The sequence below is a fragment of the Aeromonas sp. 25-248 genome, from assembly GCF_053005425.1.
The window spans coordinates 108426-129671 of the sequence record NZ_JBRKTB010000004.1 but is presented as its reverse complement, the minus strand read 5'-3'; the positions used below and the strand labels follow the sequence as shown (position 1 = coordinate 129671).

Genomic DNA, 21246 nt, shown 5'->3' with positions numbered 1-21246 from the left:
AAAGGGGCGCCACGGCGCCCCTTGTCACAGCACATCACCCGTCAGGTGCCGGCATCGTCTCGCTTGCGGTGCACATCGGGTCGCCCGCCGGTGACCACATCGGCGCGCCCCTCTTCCTTGGCTTTCTCCGCCCGCTTCTTGCGCATCTCCTTGGGGTCGGCGATGAGAGGGCGGTAGATCTCGATGCGATCCCCCTCCTGCACCGACTCTGTGCCCTTGACCGGACGGCTGTAGATACCGAACTTGTTGACCGACAGGTCGATCTCCGGGTGCTTTTGCAGGATGCCGGACTGTTCGATGGCCGCCAGCACGCTGGTCTCGGGCGCGACCCGGATGCACAGCACCGTCTGCCGCTCGGGCAGGGCATAGGCCACTTCGATATTGAGGAGCTCAGACACCGTAAACCACCTTGGCACGATTGGAGAAGGCAAGCACCATGGAGCTCACCAGCTCGCGGAAGATCTGGCCAAAGGCCAGCTCAATGAGCTTGGAGGTGAACTCGAAGTCGAGATCGAACTCCACCTTGCAGGCATCCACGTCCAGGGGTGTGAAGGTCCACCAACCCGCCAGCTTGCTGAAAGGCCCCTCCACCAGCTCCATCTTGATGGTGCGATTGGCATCAAGCTGGTTGCGCGTGGTAAAGGTCTTGGCGATACCTGCCTTGGCCACATCGACCGAGGCCATCATGTAGTCTTCACCTGACTCATGAACACGGCTGCCGACACAGCCGGGCAGGAACTCAGGATAGGCATCAACATCATTGACCAGCCGGAACATCTGTTCCGCGCTGAACATCACCAGGGCACTGCGAGTAATACGGGGCATGGGTTTTCCTCATCCAATCGGCCCGATTTTATCACCTTGTCAGCCAAAATCACCGCCGAAACTGTTCGCGGGTCACCAAGCACGGCAATCGCACACTTTCCGGCCAGTGTGGCCTGCTCTCGCCCCGCCCTTCCCTCAAAATCGTCATCGAACTGCTCACAAAGCCGCCACTCGGAGCGCTGTGCGTTTTACAGCCGCCGCCACCCACGTATAATGCGCCTTCCTAAACATTGCCTAAGGCCCCCGTCATGAGCAAAAAGAACAGTAAAAACAAAGCCGGGTCCAGCACCATTGCACTCAACAGAACCGCCCGTCACGAGTACTTCATCGAAGAACGCGTGGAAGCAGGTCTGTCCCTGCAAGGGTGGGAAGTGAAGTCCCTGCGGGCGGGCAAGGCCAACATCAGCGAAGCCTATGTCATCTTCATGCAGGGGGAAGCCTTCCTGTTCGGCTCCAGCTTCCTGCCGCTGAACGCCGCCTCCAGCCACGTGGTATGCGATCCGACCCGCACCCGCAAATTGCTGCTCAGTCGCCGTGAACTCGACAAGCTCGAGAGCCTGACCGCTCGTCAGGGCTACACCATAGTGCCGCTGGCCCTCTACTGGAAAGCATGCTGGGTCAAGGTCGAGATCGGCCTGGTGAAAGGCAAGAAAGAGCACGACAAGCGGGAAGACACCAAGGCACGGGAATGGGACCGTGAGAAGGCCCGCATCATGAAGAACAAGCACCGCGGTTGATCGTGCGCCGCCGGCCCCCATGCGGCGACCAATAAACCAGCAATCGACCGGCCAAGGCCGGTCGATTGCCATCAACGCCTTGCCATGACAGGATTTTTGCGTACAATCCCTTTTGACAACTTGGGGCTGATTCTGGATTCGACAAGATTCACGAAACCCAAGGTGCATGCCGAGGTGCGGTAGGCCTCGTTAATAAACCGCAAAAAAATAGTCGCAAACGACGAAAACTACGCACTCGCAGCTTAATAACCTGCGCTGAGCCCTTCTCCCCTAGCTTGCCTGTGTCCTAGGGAAATGGAAGGTCATCCTTCACAGGATCGTGTGGAAGTCCTGCTCGGGGCGGAAGCATTAAAACCAATCGAGCTAGTCAATGCGTGGCGTGTCTCTCCGCAGCGTGTTGGCGAATGTAAAGAGTGACTAAGCATGTAGTACCGAGGATGTAGTAATTTTGGACGGGGGTTCAAATCCCCCCAGCTCCACCAAACGTTTGGAAAGGGCCACTTCGCAAGAAGTGGCCCTTTTTGTATCCTTTTTCTCACCTTGAGAGGATGTATCCGCCCCACGAGCGCAGCACATCTCCAGATCAGGCCAAAGGCTCTGCGAGGGGTGGCTGCATTTGACATGGGCCAGCTCCAGGTGGCGTCGCCAGCAAAAACCGGCGAGTGGAGCAGCAATTTGCCCGGGAGCTGTGGGCCACGCCATCAGCCCAGCGCCTCCATGGGGTTGAAACAACCTCGAGGGTTCGCCCCCGAGAATCTTCCACTAGCCGTTGGCAGTGGAAGGCTGGGTCAGATGAACGACGGGATTTTCGGAGAAGAGGTAGCGGTCATCCTCCATTTCGTCATCGAAGATGGTGGCCTGGAAGAGCATCTGCTTGGTGTTCTCCAGGTGCTGCCACATGGCCAGCTTGGCCGCCTGCGGATCCTTGCGCATCAGGGCCTTGAGGATCTGGTCGTGATCGTCGCACCAGCTGGAGATGGCCTTGTCGTCGATATGCTCGTGGAGCTTGCGCCAGTAGGGGTTGCGCTCGCAATGCAGCCAGGGAGCCAGGGCTTCGGGGTGGGCGAGATCGTCGTCAAGCGCGGCTCTGAGGTTGCCTGGTGGTCACGGCAACGCAGCGGATCGAAATCGCCGCCCTGCGGTTGTCCGCCAAACAGGTGATCGACACCACGGCGGCGGGCAACTCCTTCAGCGCCGGTTATCTCGCCGCACGCCTGCAAGGGGCCGACGTCACCCCCGCCGCCGCAGAGGCCATCCGCCAGATGCGCGCGGCCTACCCGGATCTGCTGATCGGGGCCGGCACCGTGCTCAACCGCGAGCAGGTGGATGCGGCCGTTGCGGCGGGTGCCGACTTCATCGTCAGCCCCGGCTTCAACCCGACCACGGTGCAGTACTGCCTGGACAAGGACGTCACCATCATCCCCGGGGTCAACAACCCCAGCCTGGTGGAGCAAGCCATGAAGATGGGGCTTCGCCACCTCAAGTTCTTCCCGGCAGAGCAGTCAGGCGGCACCGCCATGCTCAAGGCCCTGGGCGCCGTCTATCCGGTGCGCTTCATGCCCACCGGCGGCGTGACGCCGGCCAATCTGAAGGAGTATCTGGGGCTGAATGCCGTGATCGCCTGCGGCGGCACCTGGATGGTGCCGGCCAAGCTCATCGACGAGGGCATGTGGGAAGAGCTGGCCGCCCTGGTAAGAGAGGCCGTGGCGGCCCTGTGATCATCGGTTGAGCGAGGGAAGGTCTGCCCTCCCCCGGATGTGTTGAAGAGCCACTTCCCGCGAAGTGGCTTTTTTATGCCCTGCCAGGGCTGGAGATCAATGTGCGGTGCGGTTGCCGCAGTCTGCCAGCGGCTTATTCCCCTGCGGCATCGGGCGTCAACACCAGCCTGCGCCAGGGGCCCGTGATGTCGCAATGACCCGTCTCTTCGGTGTTCTCCCAGCCCAGGCGATGATAGAAAGCCATCGCCGTGGTGTTGCGCATGGCCACCTTGAGGGAGGCCGGGGAAGGGTATCCGGCCAAGCCGGCGGCAAGCAAGGCCCGCCCCATGCCCTGCCCGTGCCAGTCCGCCACCACGTAGAGATGATGCACGAAGCTCTCGGCCCCCCAGATGGAGACGAATCCGCACGGGCTGCCCCCTTTCTCCGCCACCCAGATCTCCTCGCCCCGGGTCTGCTCGGCAAAATCCTCGAGCCGGAACAGGGCGGGATCAACCCAATGGAAGGCCTGGCGCCTTCCCTTGAGGAAGAGCTGCGCCAGCATGGGCTCGTCAGCTTCCGTCATCATTCTGATCATGACACCATCCTTGCGTTGCGTGCTTGTCGCTTCCCACTCTCGATGGATCCCGCCGCGCTGTCAAATCGGCAATGTGGACCCTCTTGAATACGTAACCGTGTGACACAGGGCTGCCTATTTTATCGCCTCAGGGGCTATACTGCCGAGGTCCCGTCCATGACTGGTTTGAGGTTCACTGATTTATGGATAACAAGCAAATTGAAGGCAGTATTCTGGTACCCGCCCACATTGACGATGTCTGGCGGGCCTGGACCACGGAGAGCGGGCTGCGCAGTTTTCTGGCGCCGGAGTGCCTCATGGTCCCGGAACCCAACGGACCGTTCGAGATCTATTTCAGACCCGATGCTCCCCTCGGCGAGCGTGGCAGCGAAGGGTGCCGGGTGATGGCGGTCATGCCCCATGATCTGCTCAGCTTCAGCTGGAATTTCCCTCCCCAGTTTCCCCACATTCGTCAGCAGAAGACCCAGGTCAGCCTGCGCTTCGTGCCGGAGGGCCAGGGCACCCGGCTCCACTTCCTGCAGACCGGCTGGGCGCAGGATCCGGACTGGGACCAGGGCTATGCCTACTTTCGGGAGGAGTGGCTGGAACTGAGTCTGCCGAGGCTTCAGTACCGTTTCACCCACGGCCCCATCGACTGGAACAACCCGCCGGGCAAGCAGCAGCTGAAATCCCTGGCCCAGTGACGTCCATTCAAGCGATAGGCATGGCATGAAAAAGGACCCGCTCAGGGTCCTTCTTCATGGATGGGCAGGCGGTCACTCCACCGGCTCTTCATCGAACAGGGGGTGATAGAGCACCTCGCCCCTTACCCCGTCGAGCCCGCCGGGTTGCAACTCCATCGCCATGAAACACTCCGTCGGCACCTCGTAGATGCAGTGCAGGCCGAAGTCGCTGGCAGGCCGAAAGCCGAAACGGGCGTAGTAGGCGGGATCCCCTAGCACCACCACCGCCTTCCAGTCCATCTCCAGTGCCGTGTCCAGCCCTTCCCGCACCAGATCCGAGCCAATGCCCTGCCCCTGCCAGTCGGGATGCACGGCCACGGGTGCCAGTCCCAGCCAGGGCCCTTCCTGTCCCTCAATGGTGATCGGGCTCAGCATCAGGTGCCCCATGAACTCGTACTCTTCCTCCTCGACCATGGTGACCACGGCGGCCCCACATTCTCGCAGGCGGTTGACCAGTTCGGCCTCGTCGGGACGACCAAAGGCGGCACTCACCAGCTCATAGACTGGCAGCATGTCGCCGGGACGCTCGGTTCTCAACATACAGCGTTACTCCTCGTACAGCAGGGCGGCCATTATTCCACATAAGTGGGGCGCCTCTTCACTGCCTTTGTCTGAAAATGGGAGGGCGGACTCAGGAAAACACCTGACAGACCCCGCACCAGGCTTCGCGATGAGCTCCCTTGCGCAAGCCATCAGCGTCCGTCGTCAGGCTGTCGCAATCGCCGCAGATAGGCGAGGCCCAGATCCCCGCACTCCTTGAGGAGGGCGCCACCACCATGGGCCTGCACCCCGGGAGCCTCTGGCGCCAGCATGGCCTGGGGATAGCGCCGCACCGTCAGCCCGCTGAGTGTCTGCTCGCCCCCTGTCGCCTCCCCCGCCATGAAGAGCGCCACCCCCTCACCGTGCAGTATGGCCACGACCACCTCCTCGTCATCCAGCCAGGGGGCCAGCGCCTCTTTGCGTGCATCCGTCAGGCGCGCCGGGCGATCCAGCCGCCAGTGATCGAGCATGAGGGCGCCATCGGCCGGATCTGACCGATGCCCGTCATGGTGCATGCCAATCTTTTCCATCACCCGGCCTGAGGCGAGGTTGCCCGGCATGTGGCGGGCGGTGAGGGCAGGCAGGTGCCACTGCTCGAAGGCAAACACCCTGACCAGGCTCGCGGCCCGGGTGGCCAGCCCTCTGTTCTGCCAGGGCACGCCGACCCACCATGCCAGCTCCCCGTGCCAGTGCAGGGAGAGGGTACCGACCAGGGGAGCGGGCTCGTCTTCACGCCCCTGGGGCAGAGTCAGGGCCCAGGTGCATCCCAGCCCGAGAGCAGCCTTGCGCCCGCTCAGGGCAAGCCAGTCCCGCGCCGCCTCCGGCGAATAGGGGTGGGGGATGTTGAGGGTATAGCGGGCGAGCGCCGCATCCGAACAATAACGCAGGATGGCGCTCTCATCGCCGGGCAGCAGGGGGCGCAGCACCAGCGCGTCCTGCCCGCCAGGCTCGCGCAGCACCGGGGTCATCAGGCGGCGGGCAAGCAGGCGTTGCAGGGCAACCCCGAGGTCGTCATCGGCACCGAGGCGATGATCCGCCCCCGCGGGCCCCAGGGTGAGCAGGCCGCTCTCTCTGGCCAGGGTCAGCAGGGAGCCGGAGGCAGCGATCAGGATCTGCCGGTCCGGCTGTGTCGCCATCAGCGGGGAGGCGGCCTCCCCCAGCCAGGCGGCAAGCAGGTCGCGGGCAAGGAGAATGCCATCTGGCGGGCTGACCGACCAGGGTGCCATCTCCCTCGTCTCCCCTTTGCCAAGCAGCAGCCACCAGCGGTTTCCCTGGTGCTGCCAGGCCTGCAACGCCGCTTGCCAGGAGGGGCGCCAGAGCGCCCCCTCGATCAACAGATCCATTCCTTCCCCCACATCCCCCCCCGGATCAGGCACCGGGTGCCCGGGCGGCACCACACTCCTGTCTGAGGCAGCATAAGCAGCTACCAATGAGTTGTTAAACCATATGTTTACCATGGTTAAACGGCATACCCCATGAAAAAATGCCATATGGCTGACTTGATGGCGGTCACATTCCTTCCCCTCCTCGCTTCCTATCATGCCCCCATCATGGCGTGACCAAAGACGCCCATGAAGGACAACGGATAACAAGAGACACACTATGCAGCCAACCAGCCCACTCAAAACGGTAGTAGTCAGTACCCTGGCGACCGCCCTGCTGATCTTCGTGGCCCAATCCCTCATCGGGAAGCAGGAGATCAGACTCGGCATCGCCATCATCCCCATCCTGCCCATGCTCTTTGCCGTCATCATCGGCATGATCGTCTCCGCCAAGCCCGTCAAGGATCGCATTCCCGGCTGGAAGAGGCTCTTCACCGAGCGAGAAGAGGGCTTCTGCGGCAAGATGGTGGGTTTCAGCCTGCTGATCCTCGGGACCCAGTATGCGGGGATGATCATCCCCAACCTCAAGATGATCCTGAGCGTCGGCGTACCGCTCTTCCTGCAAGAGATAGGCAACCTCCTGCCCATCCTCATCGCCATTCCGCTGGCGGTGAAGTTCGGCTTTGGCCGCCGCGCCATCGGGGCCTGCTCCTCCATCAGCCGTGAACCCTCGGTCGCGGTGATCCAGGGCAAGTTCGGCACCGGCTCCCAGGAGTACATCGGCGTGCTCGCCATCTACCTGTGCGGCTCCGTCATCGGCACCCTCTGGTTCAGCGTGCTCGGCAGCATCGCCCCCCTCACGGGGCTGCACCCCCTGGCCCTGGCCGCCGGTTCCGGCGTGGGATCCGGCTCCATGCTGAGCGCCGCCTCCGGTGCCCTCATCAACGGCCTGGACGAGGCGATGGCCCAGCAGGTGCTCAGCATCGCCGCCGCGTCGAACCTGCTCTCGTCGGCCCTGGGGGCGCTCTCCCTCACCTATCTGGGTCTGCCGCTCGCTGAAAAAATCTATGCCCTGACCGCCAAAGGAGAGAAAGCATGAAAAGCATCGTGATGGATATGCGCTTCGTCTTCCTGGCGATCCTGCTGGCCATGTTCACCCAGACCCTGACCTCGGGCCTGCCGCTGTGGCAGATGGGGGACAGCTTCATCGCCATGTCCCTGGTGGTGTTCGCCTCCCTGGTGGCCAAGCGCTACCTGCCCTCCTCCCTGCCGGCCTTTGCCTATGCCACCATCATCGGCATTCTCATCTGCCTGCCCGAGACCCCGGTGCGCGGCATCTTCATCGATGCCGTGGCCAAGATCTCCTTCCTCTCCTGCTGCGTGCCGCTCCTGGCCTTCGCCGGCCTCTCGGTGGGCGGTCAGCTGGAGGAGCTCAAGAAGATGTCGTGGAAGGTGATCCTCATCTTCATGATCGTCTCCACCTGCTGCTTCTTTGGCGCCTCCCTGGTTGCCCAGCTCGGTTTCTCCATTCAAGGGATCATCTGATGAACCACTACCATATCGAACCTGACCTGTTGGCCCTGCGCGACTTCAGCTACGAAGTGCGCCACCACCTGCACCGCATCCCGGAATACTCCGGGGCCGAGTTCAAGACCTCTGCCTACTGCCGTGGGTTGATGGAAGAGTTCGGCTACAGGATCACCCTGTATCCCGGCTTCACCGGTTTTCACGGGGATCTGCACATAGACCCCAGCCTGCCCACCATTGCCTTTCGTGCCGACATGGATGGCCTGGAGATGCACGACATGAGCGAGGTGGCGTTCAAATCCACCCATGAGGGGATGGCCCACAACTGCGGCCACGACTCCCACATGGCGATCGCTCTGACCGCCGCCAGGTTTCTGGCCGCCAACCGCGATCGCCTGCGGTACAACGTCCGCTTCATCTTCCAGATGGCGGAAGAGGACATGCGCGTCCCCGGTGCCGAAAAGATGGTGGAGCTTGGCTGCATGAAGGGGGTGGACGAGGTCTATGCACTGCACAACGACGGCGCCATGGAGACGGGCACCATCAAGTTCAACCAGGGGGTCATGTCCTCCTGGGGGTCTGCCTGGACGCTCGATGTGCACGGCATCTCCGCCCACGGCTCCACCCCCCACAAGGGGCTGGATGCCATCCGGGAGGCGGTGCGGATCATCGAGGACATGGACTACATCGTCGCCAAGCGCACCAGCCCGTTCAGCCCGGCGGTCTTTGGTTGCGGCATGATCAACGGCGGCACCATTCCCAACGCCATCGCCGATCATGTGCAGGCCCGTGGCACCATCCGCGCCATGGATGCCGAAACCGACCAGATCCTGAAAAACAGCTTCAGGGACATCATCGCCCAGAGCGAGCTGCGCGGCTTCAAAACCACCATGGTCCATGCCGGCTACCCGGCAGTGGAGAACCACCCCCAGGCCTGCGAGCGCCTGCAACAAGCCGCCTCGGATGTGTTGTCCAGCGACGGGATCAACGCAAAGGGCCAGCCCATGACCGGCAGCGAGGACTTCAGCTACATGATCAACGCCACGCCAAGCCGCATGGGGGCCATGTTCTTCCTCGGCAGCGGCAATCAGGCCAAGGGGATCTGCAACTACCTGCACGCGAACCCCTATTACCTGGACGACGACTGCCTGCTGGTGGGAGCCCAGATCTTCGTCAATCTGGCGACCCGAGCCGCCTGAGGGGTCAGTACAAGGGGATAGCAATGCAAAGAGAGGCCGACGACCTCTCTTTTTTATGTCTCGGCGTCAGAGCCAGGGCAGGGTCGCAGACGGAGCGGGCGTTCCCTGGTTGAGCAGCGCCAGCTGCACCGTCTCCCGGCTCACATGGGGGGCATAGAGGTGGATGAAGTCGTACATGTAGTCCCGCAGGTGGGCGTGCCTGCGCAGGCACACATGGGCCACGCTCGAGGCGATCAGATGATCGATGTTGAGGCAGACCAGGCTCTCCCTGTCCCCTTCGTCGAACGCCGAGGTGGCGATCACCCCGACTCCCATCCCCAGGCGCACATAGTGCTTGATGATGTCGCTGTCGGTGGCCGTCAGCACGATGCGGGGGCTGAGACCATGGCGACCGAACGCCTTGTCCATCTTGGAGCGGCCGGTGAAACCGAACACATAGGTGATGAGGGGATACCGGGCCAGATCCGCCATGGCCAGCGGCTGGCAGTCCAGCAGCGGATGGCCGTGGGGCACCACCACGCTGCGCCCCCAGCGATAGCAGGGCACGGTCGCCAGCTCGTCGAACAGGTGCATGGACTCGGTGGCGATGGCCATCTCCACATCCCCGTTTTGCGCCATCTGCGCCAGTTGGGCAGGGGCTCCCTGATGCAGCTGGATGCTCACCTCGGGGTAGCGGCGGGAGAATTCGGTAATGACCGCCGGCAGCTTGTAGCGGGCCATGGTGTGGGTAGTGGCGATGCGCAGCACCCCGCTGGTGGCCAGCTGATCCCCGAGGGAAAGCTGACCAATCTGCTCCACCTGGGCCACCACTCCCCTGGCCAGCTCCATTACCTGCTCCCCCATGGGGGTCAGGCCCGCCAGGTTCTTGCCCTTGCGGGTAAACAGCGCCAGCCCCAGCTCCTCTTCCAGCATCTTCATCTGCTTGCTGAGGGTCGGCTGGGAGGTATAGAGCTTCTCCGCCGTCGCCGAGATGTTGAAGTTGTTCTTCACTATCTCGGTGAAGTTCTTGAGCCTGGCGATGTTCATCAGGGCGCCAGGCGCTCGATGTGCCAGCCGTCCCCCTCGCGGGTGTAATAGAAGCGATCGTGCAGACGATGCTCCCCGCCCTGCCAGAACTCGACGGTGTCGATGCGCACCCGGAAACCACCCCAGAAGCTCGGCAGCGGCACTTCGCCATTGGCAAACTTCTGCTTGAGTTCGAGGAACTTGGCCTCCAGCACGCCACGGGCCGAGATGCGGGTCGACTGTTTGGAGACCCAGGCGGCGATCTGGCTGTCCTTGGGTCGGCTGTGGAAATACTTCATCACCTCGAAGGTGCTCATCTTCTCCACCCGGCCGGTCACGTGCACCTGTCTGTCCAGGGTGTGCCAGGGGAAGAGCAGGCTGATACGGGGGTTGCCCTCCAGCTGATGCGCCTTGCGGCTGCCCATGTTGGTGTAGAACACCATGCCTTCGGCATCGTAGTGCTTGAGCAGCACGGTGCGCTGCCAGGGCTGGCCATCAGCATCCACGGTGCCCACCACCATGGCGGTGGGATCGGTCAGTCTGGCCTCGCACGCCTGGGCCAGCCACTTCTCGAACAGGGCGAGGGGCTCGGCCGGCAGATCGGCCCGGTGCAGTCCACCTCTGGTGTATTCGCGACGCAGATCAGCCACATCCATCATCTTGATTTTCCTTCTCTCTTTCTCTGCCGCCCGTGCGGCGATGGGTGCAGGCATTGTGCGACGAGCGCGCCATGGGTACAAGCCTCGGGGCGGCCAAATGGCGGAGCAAAAAGAGAGGGAGGCTCATGCCTCCCTCTTTATGCCGATGACCGTCAGCCTACTGCTTGCCGTCAACCGGCGGGCAATGGGCCAGCATGCGCCGGTTGTAGTCCGCCGCATAGGCGCTCAGCCTGGCATGGGCCTCCTTCTGATCCGGCTTGATGACATCCCCGAATCCGTCGAGATAGCGCACGCCGCAGCGCGCCTTGGCCGCCGCCTGCTGATCCGCCGCGATCCCGGGCGCCACCTCGCCGCGCCCGGCCCGCACGATCAGCCGGTAATCCTGCCTGGCGAGGCTGGCGCTGACCGCCTGATCCAGGGTGTCTGCATCGGCCTGACAACCGCCGAGCAGGGTGAGCAGCAGCACCCCTGCCAGTCTCATGCCCGCCTCCGCTGCCAGCCCAGCAACGCCAGGGCCAGGGTCCAGAAGCCGAGGGCACCACCGCCACCGCTTCCCCCCTCTTCACCGCGCTGGGTGACCGAGAGCTTGAGGGGACTGATGGCGAAGAAGATGTTGTCGCTGCACGCCACCTTCAAGCGGGCAGTGCCGTCCTGGCCCGCCGGGATGGTGACGCTCGCCGAGCCCGAGTTGGGTTTGCCGCTGGCAAGGGGAGTCCAGTTTGCCCCCTCGTCCCGGGTCATGAAGAGATCCACCTTGCTGCAGTTGATGGGGGCGGCATTGGTGCCGGCCACTTCCCAACTGATGGTCTGCGTCTTGCCCGCCCCCAGGGGGGTCACCACCGGGCTGGTCAGGGCGAAGGCCTTGCCGGTGTTGACCACCTGGATCTTCATGTCATCGCTGGCGACACCGCCCTTGCCGTCCCGCGCCGTGAGGCGGAAGTTCAGGTCCCGGTTGGTGGCAGGCCAGGCCTCCCCTATCGCCAGGGTGTTGGTGAGCAGGGAGGTGAGACTCGGCAGGGTGCGCTCCGGCAAGCTGGTCGGCGCCACGAAACGGAACAGCGGGCGGCTGCCGTCGTCCACCATGGTGGCCGGGCTGCTCGACTCCGTCCCCAGATCGATCTGCTCCCAGGTGTAATTCAGCGGATCGCCGTCAAGATCGGCCCCCGCCCCCTTGAGCACGAAGGGGGTGTTGGCGGGGATGACGTAGTCATTGCCTGCCGCCACCTGGGGCGCATTGTTGACCAGCGCCAACGGGGTGCCGCAATTTGGCACCGTGGCCATGTGGGCCCGCATCTGCTCGATGGACTTGCTGTGGAAATAGGGCTCGCTGTGGGGCTGCAGATCTTCGTCTCCGCAGATCCCCGCATAGGCCATGATGGAGCTGCCGCTGCCCGGCTCCCAGGCCTGGCTTGGTTCCCGGTTGCCGCCGCCACAACTGCCTGTGGTGCCGTTGAAGGTGTGGTCTGCCCCGAACTGGTGACCAATCTCATGGGCCACGTAGTCGATGAAGAAGGCATCCCCCACCGGCTCGGAGGAGCCCGTCATCCCCGCCGATTTTTCGTCGGTACAGAGTACGCCCAGTCCCGCCAGGCCACCGCCACCGGTATTGACCACATGGCCGATGTCGAAGGCCCCCAGCCCCTTGGTCAGGGCATCGGCCTGCACCTGCATGTTGGCATCGATATCGCCGTCATCATTGTTGAAGGGATCGTTCGCCACGTCGGTGAAGATGATGGTGTCGTTGCCGCTGGCGAGCTGGAATTCGGCCGCCACGTCACGCTGGTAGACCTCGTTGACCCGGTTGAGCAGGGTGGTGATGGCGCCAAGACCCGCCTCCACGGTGCCGCCGTGATACTGGGTGTACTCCCCCGCCGCCGAGATGGCGATGACATAGCGCTTGCGCTCGTTGCCATCCACCAGCACCTGGCGGGCCAGCTTTTTGGCCTCGCCCCCGATCACCTTGTCCGCCTCCTCTTCCAGCCGGCTGTGGGCATCCTGCTGGTAATAGACGGCATAGCCTTCCCCATTGCGAAGGGGATCGACAAACACCATTTTCCCTTCATGGCTGAACATGGCGTGGAATCCCTGGGGACCGAGATCGAAGCGCCCGGTCTCGCCCAGCGCCGCTTCGTTATGCCCCTTGAAGGCCAGGATATCGGGATATTTGGCGGCCAGATCCGCTGGCAGCAGATCATAGGGTTGCAGGCTGAAGGTCACCTCCTTGCCATCCGGCAGAGGCAGGGTCAGGCGGCGCTCGCCCCCCTTCAGGGCAGCCAGGTAATCGGTGGAGACGGTGACGATGCGATACTGGCTGGCCCTCACCTCGTACCCATCGGCGGCGGTGGCCCGCGCCGTGACCGTATGCCACTCGCCGGCCATCAGGTTGCCGGACGTCATCAGACCCGCCACCAGCACCGCCAGCGGAGAATATTTCATCAACTGCATCTTTTTAATTCCTTTTTAAACGGATTCACCTGAACTGCCACGGCATCATTTGCCCGCTGGTCCGATTAGTCCAGCAACATCCTCTGTACATTCCCCGAATGGGGAAGGTTGCACCAATGCAGACTAGCCCCTATCATGGCGCGGATTTGTCCGTTCCAGAACCCCTCTTCGACGGGGCCGGTTCACTCTTTCTTTGGCCAAGGTTAATCTCATGCTCAAGTCCCCACTGTTGCCCCGTTTCGGGGATCTGGTCGTTGCCATCGTTGACGATGTGCTGGGTCAGGGTCTTACCCTCGACCGCGCCTATGCCCGTCACTTCTCCGGCATCGAACTCAAACCGCAAGAACAGGCAAGGATTGCCCTGGTCACCGGCGATCTGCTGCGCCGCCTCAGCCTCTACTGCTTCCTCACCGGCATCCAGGTCCGTCAAGCGGAGAAGAATGTCTGGCCGCTGCTGCACAGCTGGCACGCCTTCCACAAGATAGATCAGCCCAACCACCCGACCCTGGATCGCTTCAACGAGGAGGCGTTCCGCCGCCGCCTGACCGAGGCCAAGAAGAACCCGGTGCTGATGGACGGCTGCCCTGCCTGGCTGGAAAAACTCGGCAGCGAGCAACTGGGCGACGCCTGGCCGGCCGAGCGTGCCGCCCTGGCCTGGATGCCCAAGCGTTACCTGCGGGTCAACACCCTCAAGTGCACCCGGGACGAGCTGCAAGCCATGCTGGCCAAAGAGCATGTCACCACAGTGCCCGTCGACGGAGTGGAGACCGCCTTGCAAGTGACCTCGGACGCCGCCCTATTCCGTACCCAGGCCTTTGCCGATGGCTGCTTCGAGCAGCAGGATGCCGGCTCCCAGCTGGTGGCCGCGGCCCTCGACGTCAAGCCCGGCATGCGGGTCATCGACGCCTGTGCCGGTGCCGGCGGCAAGACCCTGCACCTGGCCGCCATGATGCAGGGCAAGGGCCGTCTGCTGGCCATGGACGTGGAAGAGTGGAAACTGGAGAACCTCAAGCAGCGCGCCCGCCGCGCCGGTGCCCACAACGTGGAGACCCGGGTCATCACCAGCAGCAAGACCGTCAAGCGCCTTAAAGAAAGCGCCGATCGCGTGCTGCTGGACGTCCCCTGCTCCGGCCTTGGCGTGCTCAAGCGCAACCCGGATGCCAAGTGGCGCGACACCGCCGAGCGCCTGCCGGTGCTGGTCGCCCTGCAAGAGGAGATCCTGCAGCGCTACAGCCAGATGGTGAAGGTGGGCGGCCTGCTGGTCTACGCCACCTGCTCCATCCTGCCCGAGGAGAACCGCCAGCAGGTGGACAAGTTCCTCGCCGCCAACGAGCACTTCCGCCTGATCGGCGATCACAACGTCAGCCCGGCAGAGACCGGCTTCGACGGCTTCTACATGGCGCGCCTCGAACGCATCGCCTGATGTCTGTCGTGGGCACAAAGAAAAGGGGAGCCACTGGCTCCCCTTTTTGCATGGTATGGATGCGGCCTTATTCGGCGGCAGCGTCATCCTGCTTGTGCTTGGCGGCAGTTTCCTTGATCAGGGTCTGCAGCTCGCCGGCCTGGAACATCTCGATCATGATGTCGCAACCACCGACCAGCTCACCCTCGACCCACAGTTGCGGGAAGGTGGGCCAGTTGGCGAATTTCGGCAGCTCGGCGCGGATGTCCGGGTTCTGCAGGATGTCGACATAGGCGAAAGGCTCGCCGCAGGACATCAGGGCCTGGGAGGCCTGAGCAGAGAAACCGCAGCTGGGCAGCTTGGGGGATCCCTTCATGTAGAGGATGATGGGATTCTCAGCCAACTGCTGTTTGATCTTTTCAATAGTTTCCATAAATGCCTCACTGGAGCGATTTCAGCGGCCATTCTACTGCAATCCGGGCAGACCACAAACTGGCAAACCGTTGCGAATGAAAGAAGTCATGCATCAATACGCCGCAGCTTGATCCGGATCATGGCAAGAATCAAGGGTTGTTCGCCCATCTTTGATACTGCTACAATCGACGGGCTTTGGGCCGTCTGGCCCCCTCATTTCAAGAACAATTCTTTTCAAGATAGAAAAGAGTACGCAATGTCTTGCAACCGTCGCCTTCGCACGGACCAGCCAATGGAGAGTAGAAAATGGCTTTCGAACTTCCCGCTCTGCCCTATGCAATCAATGCTCTGGAACCGCACATCTCCCAGGAAACCCTGGAATACCACCATGGCAAGCACCACAACACCTACGTGGTCAACCTGAACAACCTGGTGCCGGGTACCGAGTTTGAAGGCAAGTCTCTGGAAGAGATCATCAAGACCTCCACTGGTGGCGTCTTCAACAACGCTGCCCAGATCTGGAACCACACCTTCTACTGGCACTGCCTCTCCCCGAACGGCGGTGGCGAGCCCACTGGCGCTCTGGCCGATGCCATCACCAAGGCCTTCGGCTCCTTCGCCGAGTTCAAGGATGCGTTCACCAAGTCTGCCATCGGCAACTTCGGCTCCAGCTGGACCTGGCTGGTGAAAAAGGCTGACGGCTCCCTGGCCATCGTCAACACCTCCAACGCCGGTTGCCCGCTGACCGAAGCCGGTACCACCCCGCTGCTGACCGTCGACCTGTGGGAACACGCCTACTACATCGATTTCCGCAACCTGCGTCCGAAGTACATGGAAACCTTCTGGGCCCTGGTCAACTGGGAATTCGTGGCCAAGAACCTGGCTGCCTGATAAGCCTTTCTTGCCAAAACGCCCCGCACTTGCGGGGCGTTTTTTTATGGTCGAATACCTGCCATCGACAACAAAGGCGCCCGCAGGCGCCTTGTGGAAGATGACCGTGCTTACTGGTCTATCTCGTCCATGTAATCGTCGAGGTTGCCATCATCCGCCGCCTCTGGCTTCTGCTCCTGGAGCTCGGGTTTGCGGCCCGTCACCTTGCCATCGTTGTACTGCAAGTAGAAGTCCTTGGTCAGGGCGTAAGGATCCAGCGCGTTGTCGATGATGCGCTCCTGATCGATCAGCTTGGAGCGTGTACCGAGGCCATCCAGCGCCCAGTGCACTACCTTCAGCGGGAAGGTCAGCAGGGCATAGGGGAAGTAGATGGTATCGATGGTATCCCCTACCAGTTGCCGGGTGGTGGTGGGACCGTAGACCGGCACCATCAGATAGGCGCCATCCCCGATGTCGGCCTTGCCGAGCACGGTGTCCATCTCCAGCGTGTTGCGAGCCAGGCCCGCATGCTTGGCCACGTCGAACAGACCGAGCAGGCCCACAGTGGTGTTGAGGGTGAAGCGGCCCAGGTTGGTACCGGCCCCTTTCAGATCACCCACCAGCAGGTGGTTTACCATGCTGCTCGGCTCGTCGAAGTTGTCCACGAAATTCTCGATGCTGTCCCTCACTCCTTGCGGGACATAGCGGGCATAGCCGTGTACCACGGGGCGCGCTACATAGGGCTCCAGCACGTCATAGTTGACGGCCCACATGGCACGGTTGGGCCCCTGGAAGGGGTCGCGAGGATCGCTGGCCGTGCTGGATGCCCCGGGGCGGCTCGGGGTCTCGCCGAGATCCAGGCTCTCCGGGCCCGGCTTGGGAGGGCCGCCCGCACAGCCCGCGAGCAGCAATGCCACCGCCAATGCTCCTGAACGCAGATACATATGAAAGTCCTAAGATTTTTTTGGGTATTGATATGAATTATACAGGGGGCCCACCCCATGGGGTGGGCCAAAAGCGTATTAGAGGGCGTGATCGATGCGGATGTCAATCGGCGCTGTGGGGATGGTGCTGGTCGGCACGGTGACCGAAACCCCTTCAACGGCGCCTTCCTTGTTCATGACGTTGCCGCCCCGGGAGAGGCGCGCCTTGAACTGCAGCTCGGCATGGGCCGCCAGCTTGCTCCCCTCCATCATGGCATCCCCGTCCCCCAGGGAGAGGGTGAGCGGGAGATGCGGGCCTGCAATGCGCTTGACCGCGATGGGCATGGGCGGACCGTTGGGGATCACCGCAAAGACGAACAGATGGGCATCTTCCGGCATCTTGATGCCCGGCGCCAGGGTGATGTGTAGAGGGAACTCCCCCTCTTTCACCGCCAGCACCTCGGCTTGTGCCTGGCCTTCGGCAGACGGGGTAGTCACGGCGATGCCACGCTGGCCAAGCTGCTGCCTGGCGTACTCCATGGAGCGCTCCACCATGGTGTAGCGGGCCGAGCCCGGCTCCAGCAGCGGCAACATCCCCTGCCAGCGGTCGAGGGCGGTCTGGAAATCCTCTTTTTGCAGGGCCATGAAGGCGTGGACGGAGCGAGCCTCGATGTTGGCCGGGTCCTCGGCAATGACCGCCTGCAACAGCTGATCCGCACGGGCTTCCTCCCCCGTCATCATCAGGGCCTGGGCATAGGGCACCGCTACCATGGCCTTCTGGGGCGCGAGGGCGTAGGCACGCTCCAGCGCCTCGCGGGCCATCTCGGGATCATTGCCATCCAGGGTCAGGCGCCCCAGCAGCAGCCAGCCACGGTAGTCGTTCGGTTCTTCTTTCAGCCGGGTTCGCAGGGCCAGGGTGAAGTCCAGCAGATCCTGCTCGGTCACCCGGGCGTCGCGCTCCACCAGGATGCGGTTGCTGAGCTCCCCCAACCGGCTGCTGGCATCCTGCCAGCGGCTCACCTCCTGCCAGGCGCCGAGCTTGGCGTAGAGGCCGATGCTCACCACCGCCAGCACCAGCACACCGGGGATCCAGATCAGGCTCTTGCCGCCACGGGCGGTCTGCTCCACGTCGGGAATGTCGTCCAGGAGGCTGCGCTGCAGCTCCACCAGGGATTCCGGCTCCTCCGCCAGTATCCCCTGCTCCCGCTCCTCCCCTATCTCCAGCAGGCGCTGGCGATAGAGCTGCTTGTTGAGGGCCGAGCGACTGATGCTCTGCCTGCCCTCGCCACGCCAGAGCGGCACGATCAGCGCCAGGCTCGCCAGCACCAGCAGGGCCGCACCCAGTATCCAGAATGGGGTCATGGTTTCTCTTCCTCTTTGAGCAGGGCGGACAGCCTGGCCTGCTCTTCTGCACTCAGGGTGCCTTCAGGCTGTTGCAAGGGAGCAGGGGCATGGCGGCGGCTTCGCACCACCACGGTGACGACGCCAATCACGATGACCAGCAAGGGGCCAAGCCAGAGGATCAGGGTCGAGGCCATCAGGGGGGGATCATAGAGAATGAAGTTGCCGTAGCGGGCCACCATGTAGTCCACCACTTCCTGCTTCTCCTTGCCCTCGCGCACCATCTGGTAGGTCTTGTCCCGCAGATCCTTGGCAAGCCCGGCGTTGGAATCCGCGATGTCCTGGTTCTGGCACTTGGGGCAGCGCAGCTCCTTAGTCAACTCGCGAAAAGTCTGCTCCTGAGCGTCGCTCTCGAAGGTGTAGACATCGATGGCGGCGCGGGCCTGTCCGGCACAGACGAGACCGGCCAGCAGCAACAGGGATGCAATCAGTGTTTTCATCGGGGAAGCCTCACTTCATGGCATCGAAGATGGGTTTGAGGGTCGACGCCCAGACTTCCGGGTTGATGTCCCCCACGTGGCGATAGCGGATGATGCCCTGGCTGTCGATGAAGAAGGTCTCGGGCGCGCCATAGACACCGAGATCCAGCCCCAGCATGCCGTCCGGATCATAGAGGTTGACCTGGTAGGGATTGCCAAGCTCCGCCAGCCACTTGATGGCCTTGTCACGCTCGTCCTTGTAGTTCATGCCGACGATGTAGATCCCCTGCCCCGCCAGCTCCTTGAGGTAGGTATGTTCTCCGTAACAGGTCGGGCACCAGGTGGCCCAGACGTTGAGCAGCATGGGGCGCCCCTTGAGGATGCTCCTGTCGTGCTGCTTGCCCAGGTCATAGATGTCCTGCAGGGTGAACACGGGCACCTCCTTGTCCACCATCACGGATTCGAGCTTGGTGGGATCGGAGTAGAGCCCCTTGAACAGAAACACGGCCCCCATCAGGAAGATGATGAAGGGCAGCAGATAGAGCCAGGTCTTCTTGCTCATGCCTTGGCCTCCTCGTCACGACGTCCGAAGCGGTAGCGCTTGTCCAGCATGGCCAGCACGCCGCCGAGGGCCATGAAGACGCCGCCAAACCAGATCCAGCGCACGAAGGGCTTGTAGTAGATCCGTACCGCCCAGGCGCCGTTGTCGAGCTGCTCGCCGAGCGCCGCATAGAGATCCCGGGTAACCCCCGCATCGATGGCCGCCTCGGTCATCGGCATGCGGCTCACGGTGTACATCCGCTTCTCGGGTTTGAGCAGGGCAACCTGCTTGCCATCCCGGTGCACTTCCAGCACGCCCTTGAAACCGTCGTAGTTGGGGCCGTTCTTCTCCTTGATGCCGGTGAAGACGAACTCGTAATCGGCGAACTGGACGCGATCGCCGGCCTGCATCCGCAGGTCCTTCTCGATGCTGTAGTTCTGGGTGCAGGCGATGCCGATGATGCTGACCGCGAGCCCCACGTGCCCCAGGATCATGGCCCAGTGGCTGTTGCCAAGCTTGCGCACGCCGGTGGCAAAACCGTGTTTGTGGGTGGCCCGCGCCCAGGTCTCCTGCACACTGGTGACGATGATCCAGACGCCAAGCCCAATACCGAGCGCAGCCCAGGGTTTGAACGCCTCGGCAAAGAGTTTGGGCAACAGCAGAGCCGCGGCCAGGCTCAGCACCAGGGCGAGCATCACCTTGCCCTTGAGCTCACCGAGATCCTGGCGGCGCCAGCGGAACAGGGGGCCCACCCCCAGCAGCAGGGCGAAGGGGATGATGAGCCAGCTGTAGATGTGGTTGAAGAAGGGGGTGCCGATGGAGATGCTGCCAAGCCCCAGCTCCTTGTGCACCAGGGGCAACAGGGTGCCGAGCAGCACGGTGAGCAGGCCCGCCACCAGCAGGATGTTGTTGCCAAGGAGCAGGGTCTCCCGGCTCCACAGCTCATGCTTGCCGTGGCTCTTCACCTGGGAGCCCTTGAAGGCGAACAGCAATAGGGAGCTGCCTATCACCGCCAGCAGGAAGCCCAGGATGAACAGACCCCGAGTCGGGTCCGAGGCAAACGCATGGACCGACACCAGCACGCCGGAACGCACCAGGAAGGTGCCGAGCAGGCTCAGGGAGAAGGCCGAGAGCGCCAGCAGCACGGTCCAGGCCTTGAAGGTGGCGCGCTTCTCGCTCACCGCGAGGGAGTGGAGCAGGGCCGTGCCCGCCAGCCAGGGCATGAAGGAGGCGTTTTCCACCGGGTCCCAGAACCACCAGCCGCCCCAGCCGAGTTCGTAATAGGCCCACCAGGAACCGAGCACGATGCCCAGCGTCAGGAAGACCCAGGCCGCCATGGTCCAGGGACGGGACCAGCGCGCCCAGGTGGCGTCCAGACGCCCCGTCATCAGGGAGGCGATGGCGAAGGCGAAGGCCACCGAGAAGCCCACATACCCCATGTAGAGCATGGGGGGATGGAAGATGAGACCGGGGTCCTGCAGCAGCGGATTGAGATCCCGCCCGTCCACCGGGAAATACGGCAGGGTGCGGGTGAAAGGATCCGAGGTGAACAGCACAAAGGCGGTGAAGCCCACCGAGATAAGGCCGAGCACCCCGAGTACCCGCGCCACTGCATCGAGCGGCAGGCGGCGGCTGAAGAGGGCCACCGCCGCCGTCCAGCCTCCCAGGGTCAGCACCCAAAGCAGCAGCGAGCCTTCATGGGCTCCCCACACCGCCGAGATGCGGTATTGCAGGGGCAGCAGGCTGTTGGAGTTGGTGGCCACGTACTGCACGGTGAAGTCGTTGTCGATAAAGGCCCAGGTGAGGCAGAGAAACGACAGCAGCAGCAGCAGGAACTGGCTGTAGGCGAGCGGGCGGGCCGCCGACATCATGCCAAGACGACCGAGATGGGCCCCGATCAGCGGGTAACTGCCCAGCAGCAGGGCGGTGGCGAAGGCCAGGATCAGTGAGAACTGCCCTAATTCCGGGATCATTGACTATTCCCTCTCGATTGCACGGAGAAA

At 62.8% G+C, this 21246-nt stretch carries 24 protein-coding genes and 1 other RNA gene; 9 read left to right on the top strand and 16 right to left on the bottom strand.

Annotated features, from left to right (window positions below):
- Nucleotides 1-41: 41 nt before the first annotated feature.
- Complete coding sequence (locus ACVDHI_RS08615) at nucleotides 42-398, bottom strand: RnfH family protein (RefSeq protein ID WP_039039886.1); 357 nt, start codon at nucleotides 396-398, stop codon at nucleotides 42-44.
- Entirely contained in the window at nucleotides 391-825 is a 435-nt protein-coding gene (locus ACVDHI_RS08610; protein WP_010673974.1) for an SRPBCC family protein, read from the bottom strand. The genes ACVDHI_RS08615 and ACVDHI_RS08610 overlap by 8 nt, the downstream gene beginning before the upstream one ends.
- 248 nt (nucleotides 826-1073) lie before the next feature.
- Between ACVDHI_RS08610 and smpB the strand changes: the two genes are divergently transcribed.
- Nucleotides 1074-1562 carry an SsrA-binding protein SmpB gene (gene smpB / locus ACVDHI_RS08605; protein WP_010673973.1) on the top strand — a complete coding sequence of 163 codons (489 nt, stop codon included), beginning with the start codon at nucleotides 1074-1076 and terminating at the stop codon, nucleotides 1560-1562.
- A gap of 122 nt (nucleotides 1563-1684) precedes the next feature.
- Nucleotides 1685-2044, top strand: a transfer-messenger RNA (tmRNA) gene (gene ssrA, locus ACVDHI_RS08600).
- Nucleotides 2045-2324: 280 nt separating this feature from the next.
- Here ssrA and ACVDHI_RS08595 read toward each other — a convergent pair.
- Complete coding sequence (locus ACVDHI_RS08595) at nucleotides 2325-2495, bottom strand: hypothetical protein (protein ID WP_010673970.1); 171 nt, start codon at nucleotides 2493-2495, stop codon at nucleotides 2325-2327.
- Between the two features lie 167 nt (nucleotides 2496-2662).
- Between ACVDHI_RS08595 and eda the strand changes: the two genes are divergently transcribed.
- Nucleotides 2663-3280, top strand: coding sequence for a bifunctional 4-hydroxy-2-oxoglutarate aldolase/2-dehydro-3-deoxy-phosphogluconate aldolase (eda, locus tag ACVDHI_RS08590; protein ID WP_447211964.1), 618 nt, complete (start codon nucleotides 2663-2665; stop codon nucleotides 3278-3280).
- A 133-nt stretch (nucleotides 3281-3413) separates the two neighbouring features.
- Here the strand turns inward: eda and ACVDHI_RS08585 are convergent, their stop codons facing one another.
- Nucleotides 3414-3854 carry a GNAT family N-acetyltransferase gene (locus ACVDHI_RS08585; RefSeq protein WP_042880882.1) on the bottom strand — a complete coding sequence of 147 codons (441 nt, stop codon included), beginning with the start codon at nucleotides 3852-3854 and terminating at the stop codon, nucleotides 3414-3416.
- A gap of 182 nt (nucleotides 3855-4036) precedes the next feature.
- On the opposite strand from ACVDHI_RS08585, the gene ACVDHI_RS08580 reads away from it, so the two are divergent.
- Nucleotides 4037-4537: an SRPBCC family protein gene (locus ACVDHI_RS08580; RefSeq protein ID WP_010673967.1), complete on the top strand. Its 501-nt coding sequence runs from the start codon at nucleotides 4037-4039 to the stop codon at nucleotides 4535-4537.
- Between the two features lie 72 nt (nucleotides 4538-4609).
- Here the strand turns inward: ACVDHI_RS08580 and ACVDHI_RS08575 are convergent, their stop codons facing one another.
- Both ACVDHI_RS08575 and ACVDHI_RS08570 read right to left on the bottom strand, forming a co-directional pair.
- Nucleotides 4610-5116, bottom strand: a complete 507-nt coding sequence (locus ACVDHI_RS08575; RefSeq protein ID WP_010673966.1) for a GNAT family N-acetyltransferase — start codon at nucleotides 5114-5116, stop codon at nucleotides 4610-4612.
- Between the two features lie 152 nt (nucleotides 5117-5268).
- Nucleotides 5269-6459 (bottom strand): GNAT family N-acetyltransferase, encoded by a 1191-nt coding sequence (locus ACVDHI_RS08570; RefSeq protein ID WP_447211963.1) that lies wholly within the window; start codon nucleotides 6457-6459, stop codon nucleotides 5269-5271.
- Nucleotides 6460-6718: 259 nt separating this feature from the next.
- Between ACVDHI_RS08570 and ACVDHI_RS08565 the strand changes: the two genes are divergently transcribed.
- From ACVDHI_RS08565 to ACVDHI_RS08555, 3 genes are read left to right on the top strand one after another with little or no spacing between them, the layout of a single operon-like run.
- A complete protein-coding gene (locus ACVDHI_RS08565) occupies nucleotides 6719-7537 on the top strand; it encodes a DUF3100 domain-containing protein (protein WP_010673963.1) in 819 nt (272 codons plus the stop codon).
- Entirely contained in the window at nucleotides 7534-7983 is a 450-nt protein-coding gene (locus ACVDHI_RS08560; protein WP_447211962.1) for a hypothetical protein, read from the top strand. The genes ACVDHI_RS08565 and ACVDHI_RS08560 overlap by 4 nt, the downstream gene beginning before the upstream one ends.
- The gene (locus tag ACVDHI_RS08555; protein ID WP_447211961.1) at nucleotides 7983-9164 is read left to right on the top strand and encodes a M20 metallopeptidase family protein; all 1182 of its coding nucleotides are present in this window, start codon (nucleotides 7983-7985) and stop codon (nucleotides 9162-9164) included. Before ACVDHI_RS08560 ends, ACVDHI_RS08555 begins: the two co-directional genes overlap by 1 nt.
- Before the next feature lie 66 nt (nucleotides 9165-9230).
- Here ACVDHI_RS08555 and ACVDHI_RS08550 read toward each other — a convergent pair whose 3' ends face one another.
- From ACVDHI_RS08550 to ACVDHI_RS08535, 4 genes are all read right to left on the bottom strand, one after another.
- A complete protein-coding gene (locus ACVDHI_RS08550) occupies nucleotides 9231-10190 on the bottom strand; it encodes a LysR substrate-binding domain-containing protein (RefSeq protein ID WP_010673960.1) in 960 nt (319 codons plus the stop codon).
- On the bottom strand, nucleotides 10190-10828 hold the full coding sequence (gene pdxH / locus ACVDHI_RS08545) for a pyridoxamine 5'-phosphate oxidase (RefSeq protein ID WP_134996668.1): 639 nt from the start codon (nucleotides 10826-10828) through the stop codon (nucleotides 10190-10192). Before pdxH ends, ACVDHI_RS08550 begins: the two co-directional genes overlap by 1 nt.
- A 157-nt stretch (nucleotides 10829-10985) precedes the next feature.
- Nucleotides 10986-11309, bottom strand: a complete 324-nt coding sequence (locus tag ACVDHI_RS08540) for a hypothetical protein (protein ID WP_039039894.1) — start codon at nucleotides 11307-11309, stop codon at nucleotides 10986-10988.
- Nucleotides 11306-13273, bottom strand: coding sequence for a reprolysin-like metallopeptidase (locus ACVDHI_RS08535; protein ID WP_447211960.1), 1968 nt, complete (start codon nucleotides 13271-13273; stop codon nucleotides 11306-11308). Before ACVDHI_RS08535 ends, ACVDHI_RS08540 begins: the two co-directional genes overlap by 4 nt.
- A 211-nt stretch (nucleotides 13274-13484) precedes the next feature.
- On the opposite strand from ACVDHI_RS08535, the gene ACVDHI_RS08530 reads away from it, so the two are divergent.
- Nucleotides 13485-14696 carry an RsmB/NOP family class I SAM-dependent RNA methyltransferase gene (locus tag ACVDHI_RS08530; protein WP_010673956.1) on the top strand — a complete coding sequence of 404 codons (1212 nt, stop codon included), beginning with the start codon at nucleotides 13485-13487 and terminating at the stop codon, nucleotides 14694-14696.
- A gap of 67 nt (nucleotides 14697-14763) precedes the next feature.
- On the opposite strand, the gene ACVDHI_RS08525 is transcribed toward ACVDHI_RS08530, so the two are convergent.
- Nucleotides 14764-15108, bottom strand: coding sequence for a Grx4 family monothiol glutaredoxin (locus ACVDHI_RS08525; RefSeq protein WP_010673955.1), 345 nt, complete (start codon nucleotides 15106-15108; stop codon nucleotides 14764-14766).
- A gap of 287 nt (nucleotides 15109-15395) precedes the next feature.
- Between ACVDHI_RS08525 and sodB the strand changes: the two genes are divergently transcribed.
- Entirely contained in the window at nucleotides 15396-15980 is a 585-nt protein-coding gene (gene sodB / locus ACVDHI_RS08520) for a superoxide dismutase [Fe] (protein ID WP_010673954.1), read from the top strand.
- Nucleotides 15981-16090: 110 nt separating this feature from the next.
- Here the strand turns inward: sodB and ACVDHI_RS08515 are convergent, their stop codons facing one another.
- The 5 genes from ACVDHI_RS08515 to ACVDHI_RS08495 form a co-directional block, all read right to left on the bottom strand.
- Nucleotides 16091-16903: an MlaA family lipoprotein gene (locus ACVDHI_RS08515; protein WP_029314176.1), complete on the bottom strand. Its 813-nt coding sequence runs from the start codon at nucleotides 16901-16903 to the stop codon at nucleotides 16091-16093.
- 78 nt (nucleotides 16904-16981) lie between these two features.
- The gene (ccmI, locus tag ACVDHI_RS08510; RefSeq protein WP_319892534.1) at nucleotides 16982-18244 is read right to left on the bottom strand and encodes a c-type cytochrome biogenesis protein CcmI; all 1263 of its coding nucleotides are present in this window, start codon (nucleotides 18242-18244) and stop codon (nucleotides 16982-16984) included.
- The gene (locus tag ACVDHI_RS08505) at nucleotides 18241-18723 is read right to left on the bottom strand and encodes a cytochrome c-type biogenesis protein (protein ID WP_039039897.1); all 483 of its coding nucleotides are present in this window, start codon (nucleotides 18721-18723) and stop codon (nucleotides 18241-18243) included. Before ACVDHI_RS08505 ends, ccmI begins: the two co-directional genes overlap by 4 nt.
- Before the next feature lie 10 nt (nucleotides 18724-18733).
- Nucleotides 18734-19264 (bottom strand): DsbE family thiol:disulfide interchange protein, encoded by a 531-nt coding sequence (locus ACVDHI_RS08500; protein WP_223955635.1) that lies wholly within the window; start codon nucleotides 19262-19264, stop codon nucleotides 18734-18736.
- The gene (locus ACVDHI_RS08495) at nucleotides 19261-21216 is read right to left on the bottom strand and encodes a heme lyase CcmF/NrfE family subunit (protein ID WP_041212639.1); all 1956 of its coding nucleotides are present in this window, start codon (nucleotides 21214-21216) and stop codon (nucleotides 19261-19263) included. The genes ACVDHI_RS08500 and ACVDHI_RS08495 overlap by 4 nt, the downstream gene beginning before the upstream one ends.
- Nucleotides 21217-21246 lie beyond the last annotated feature (30 nt).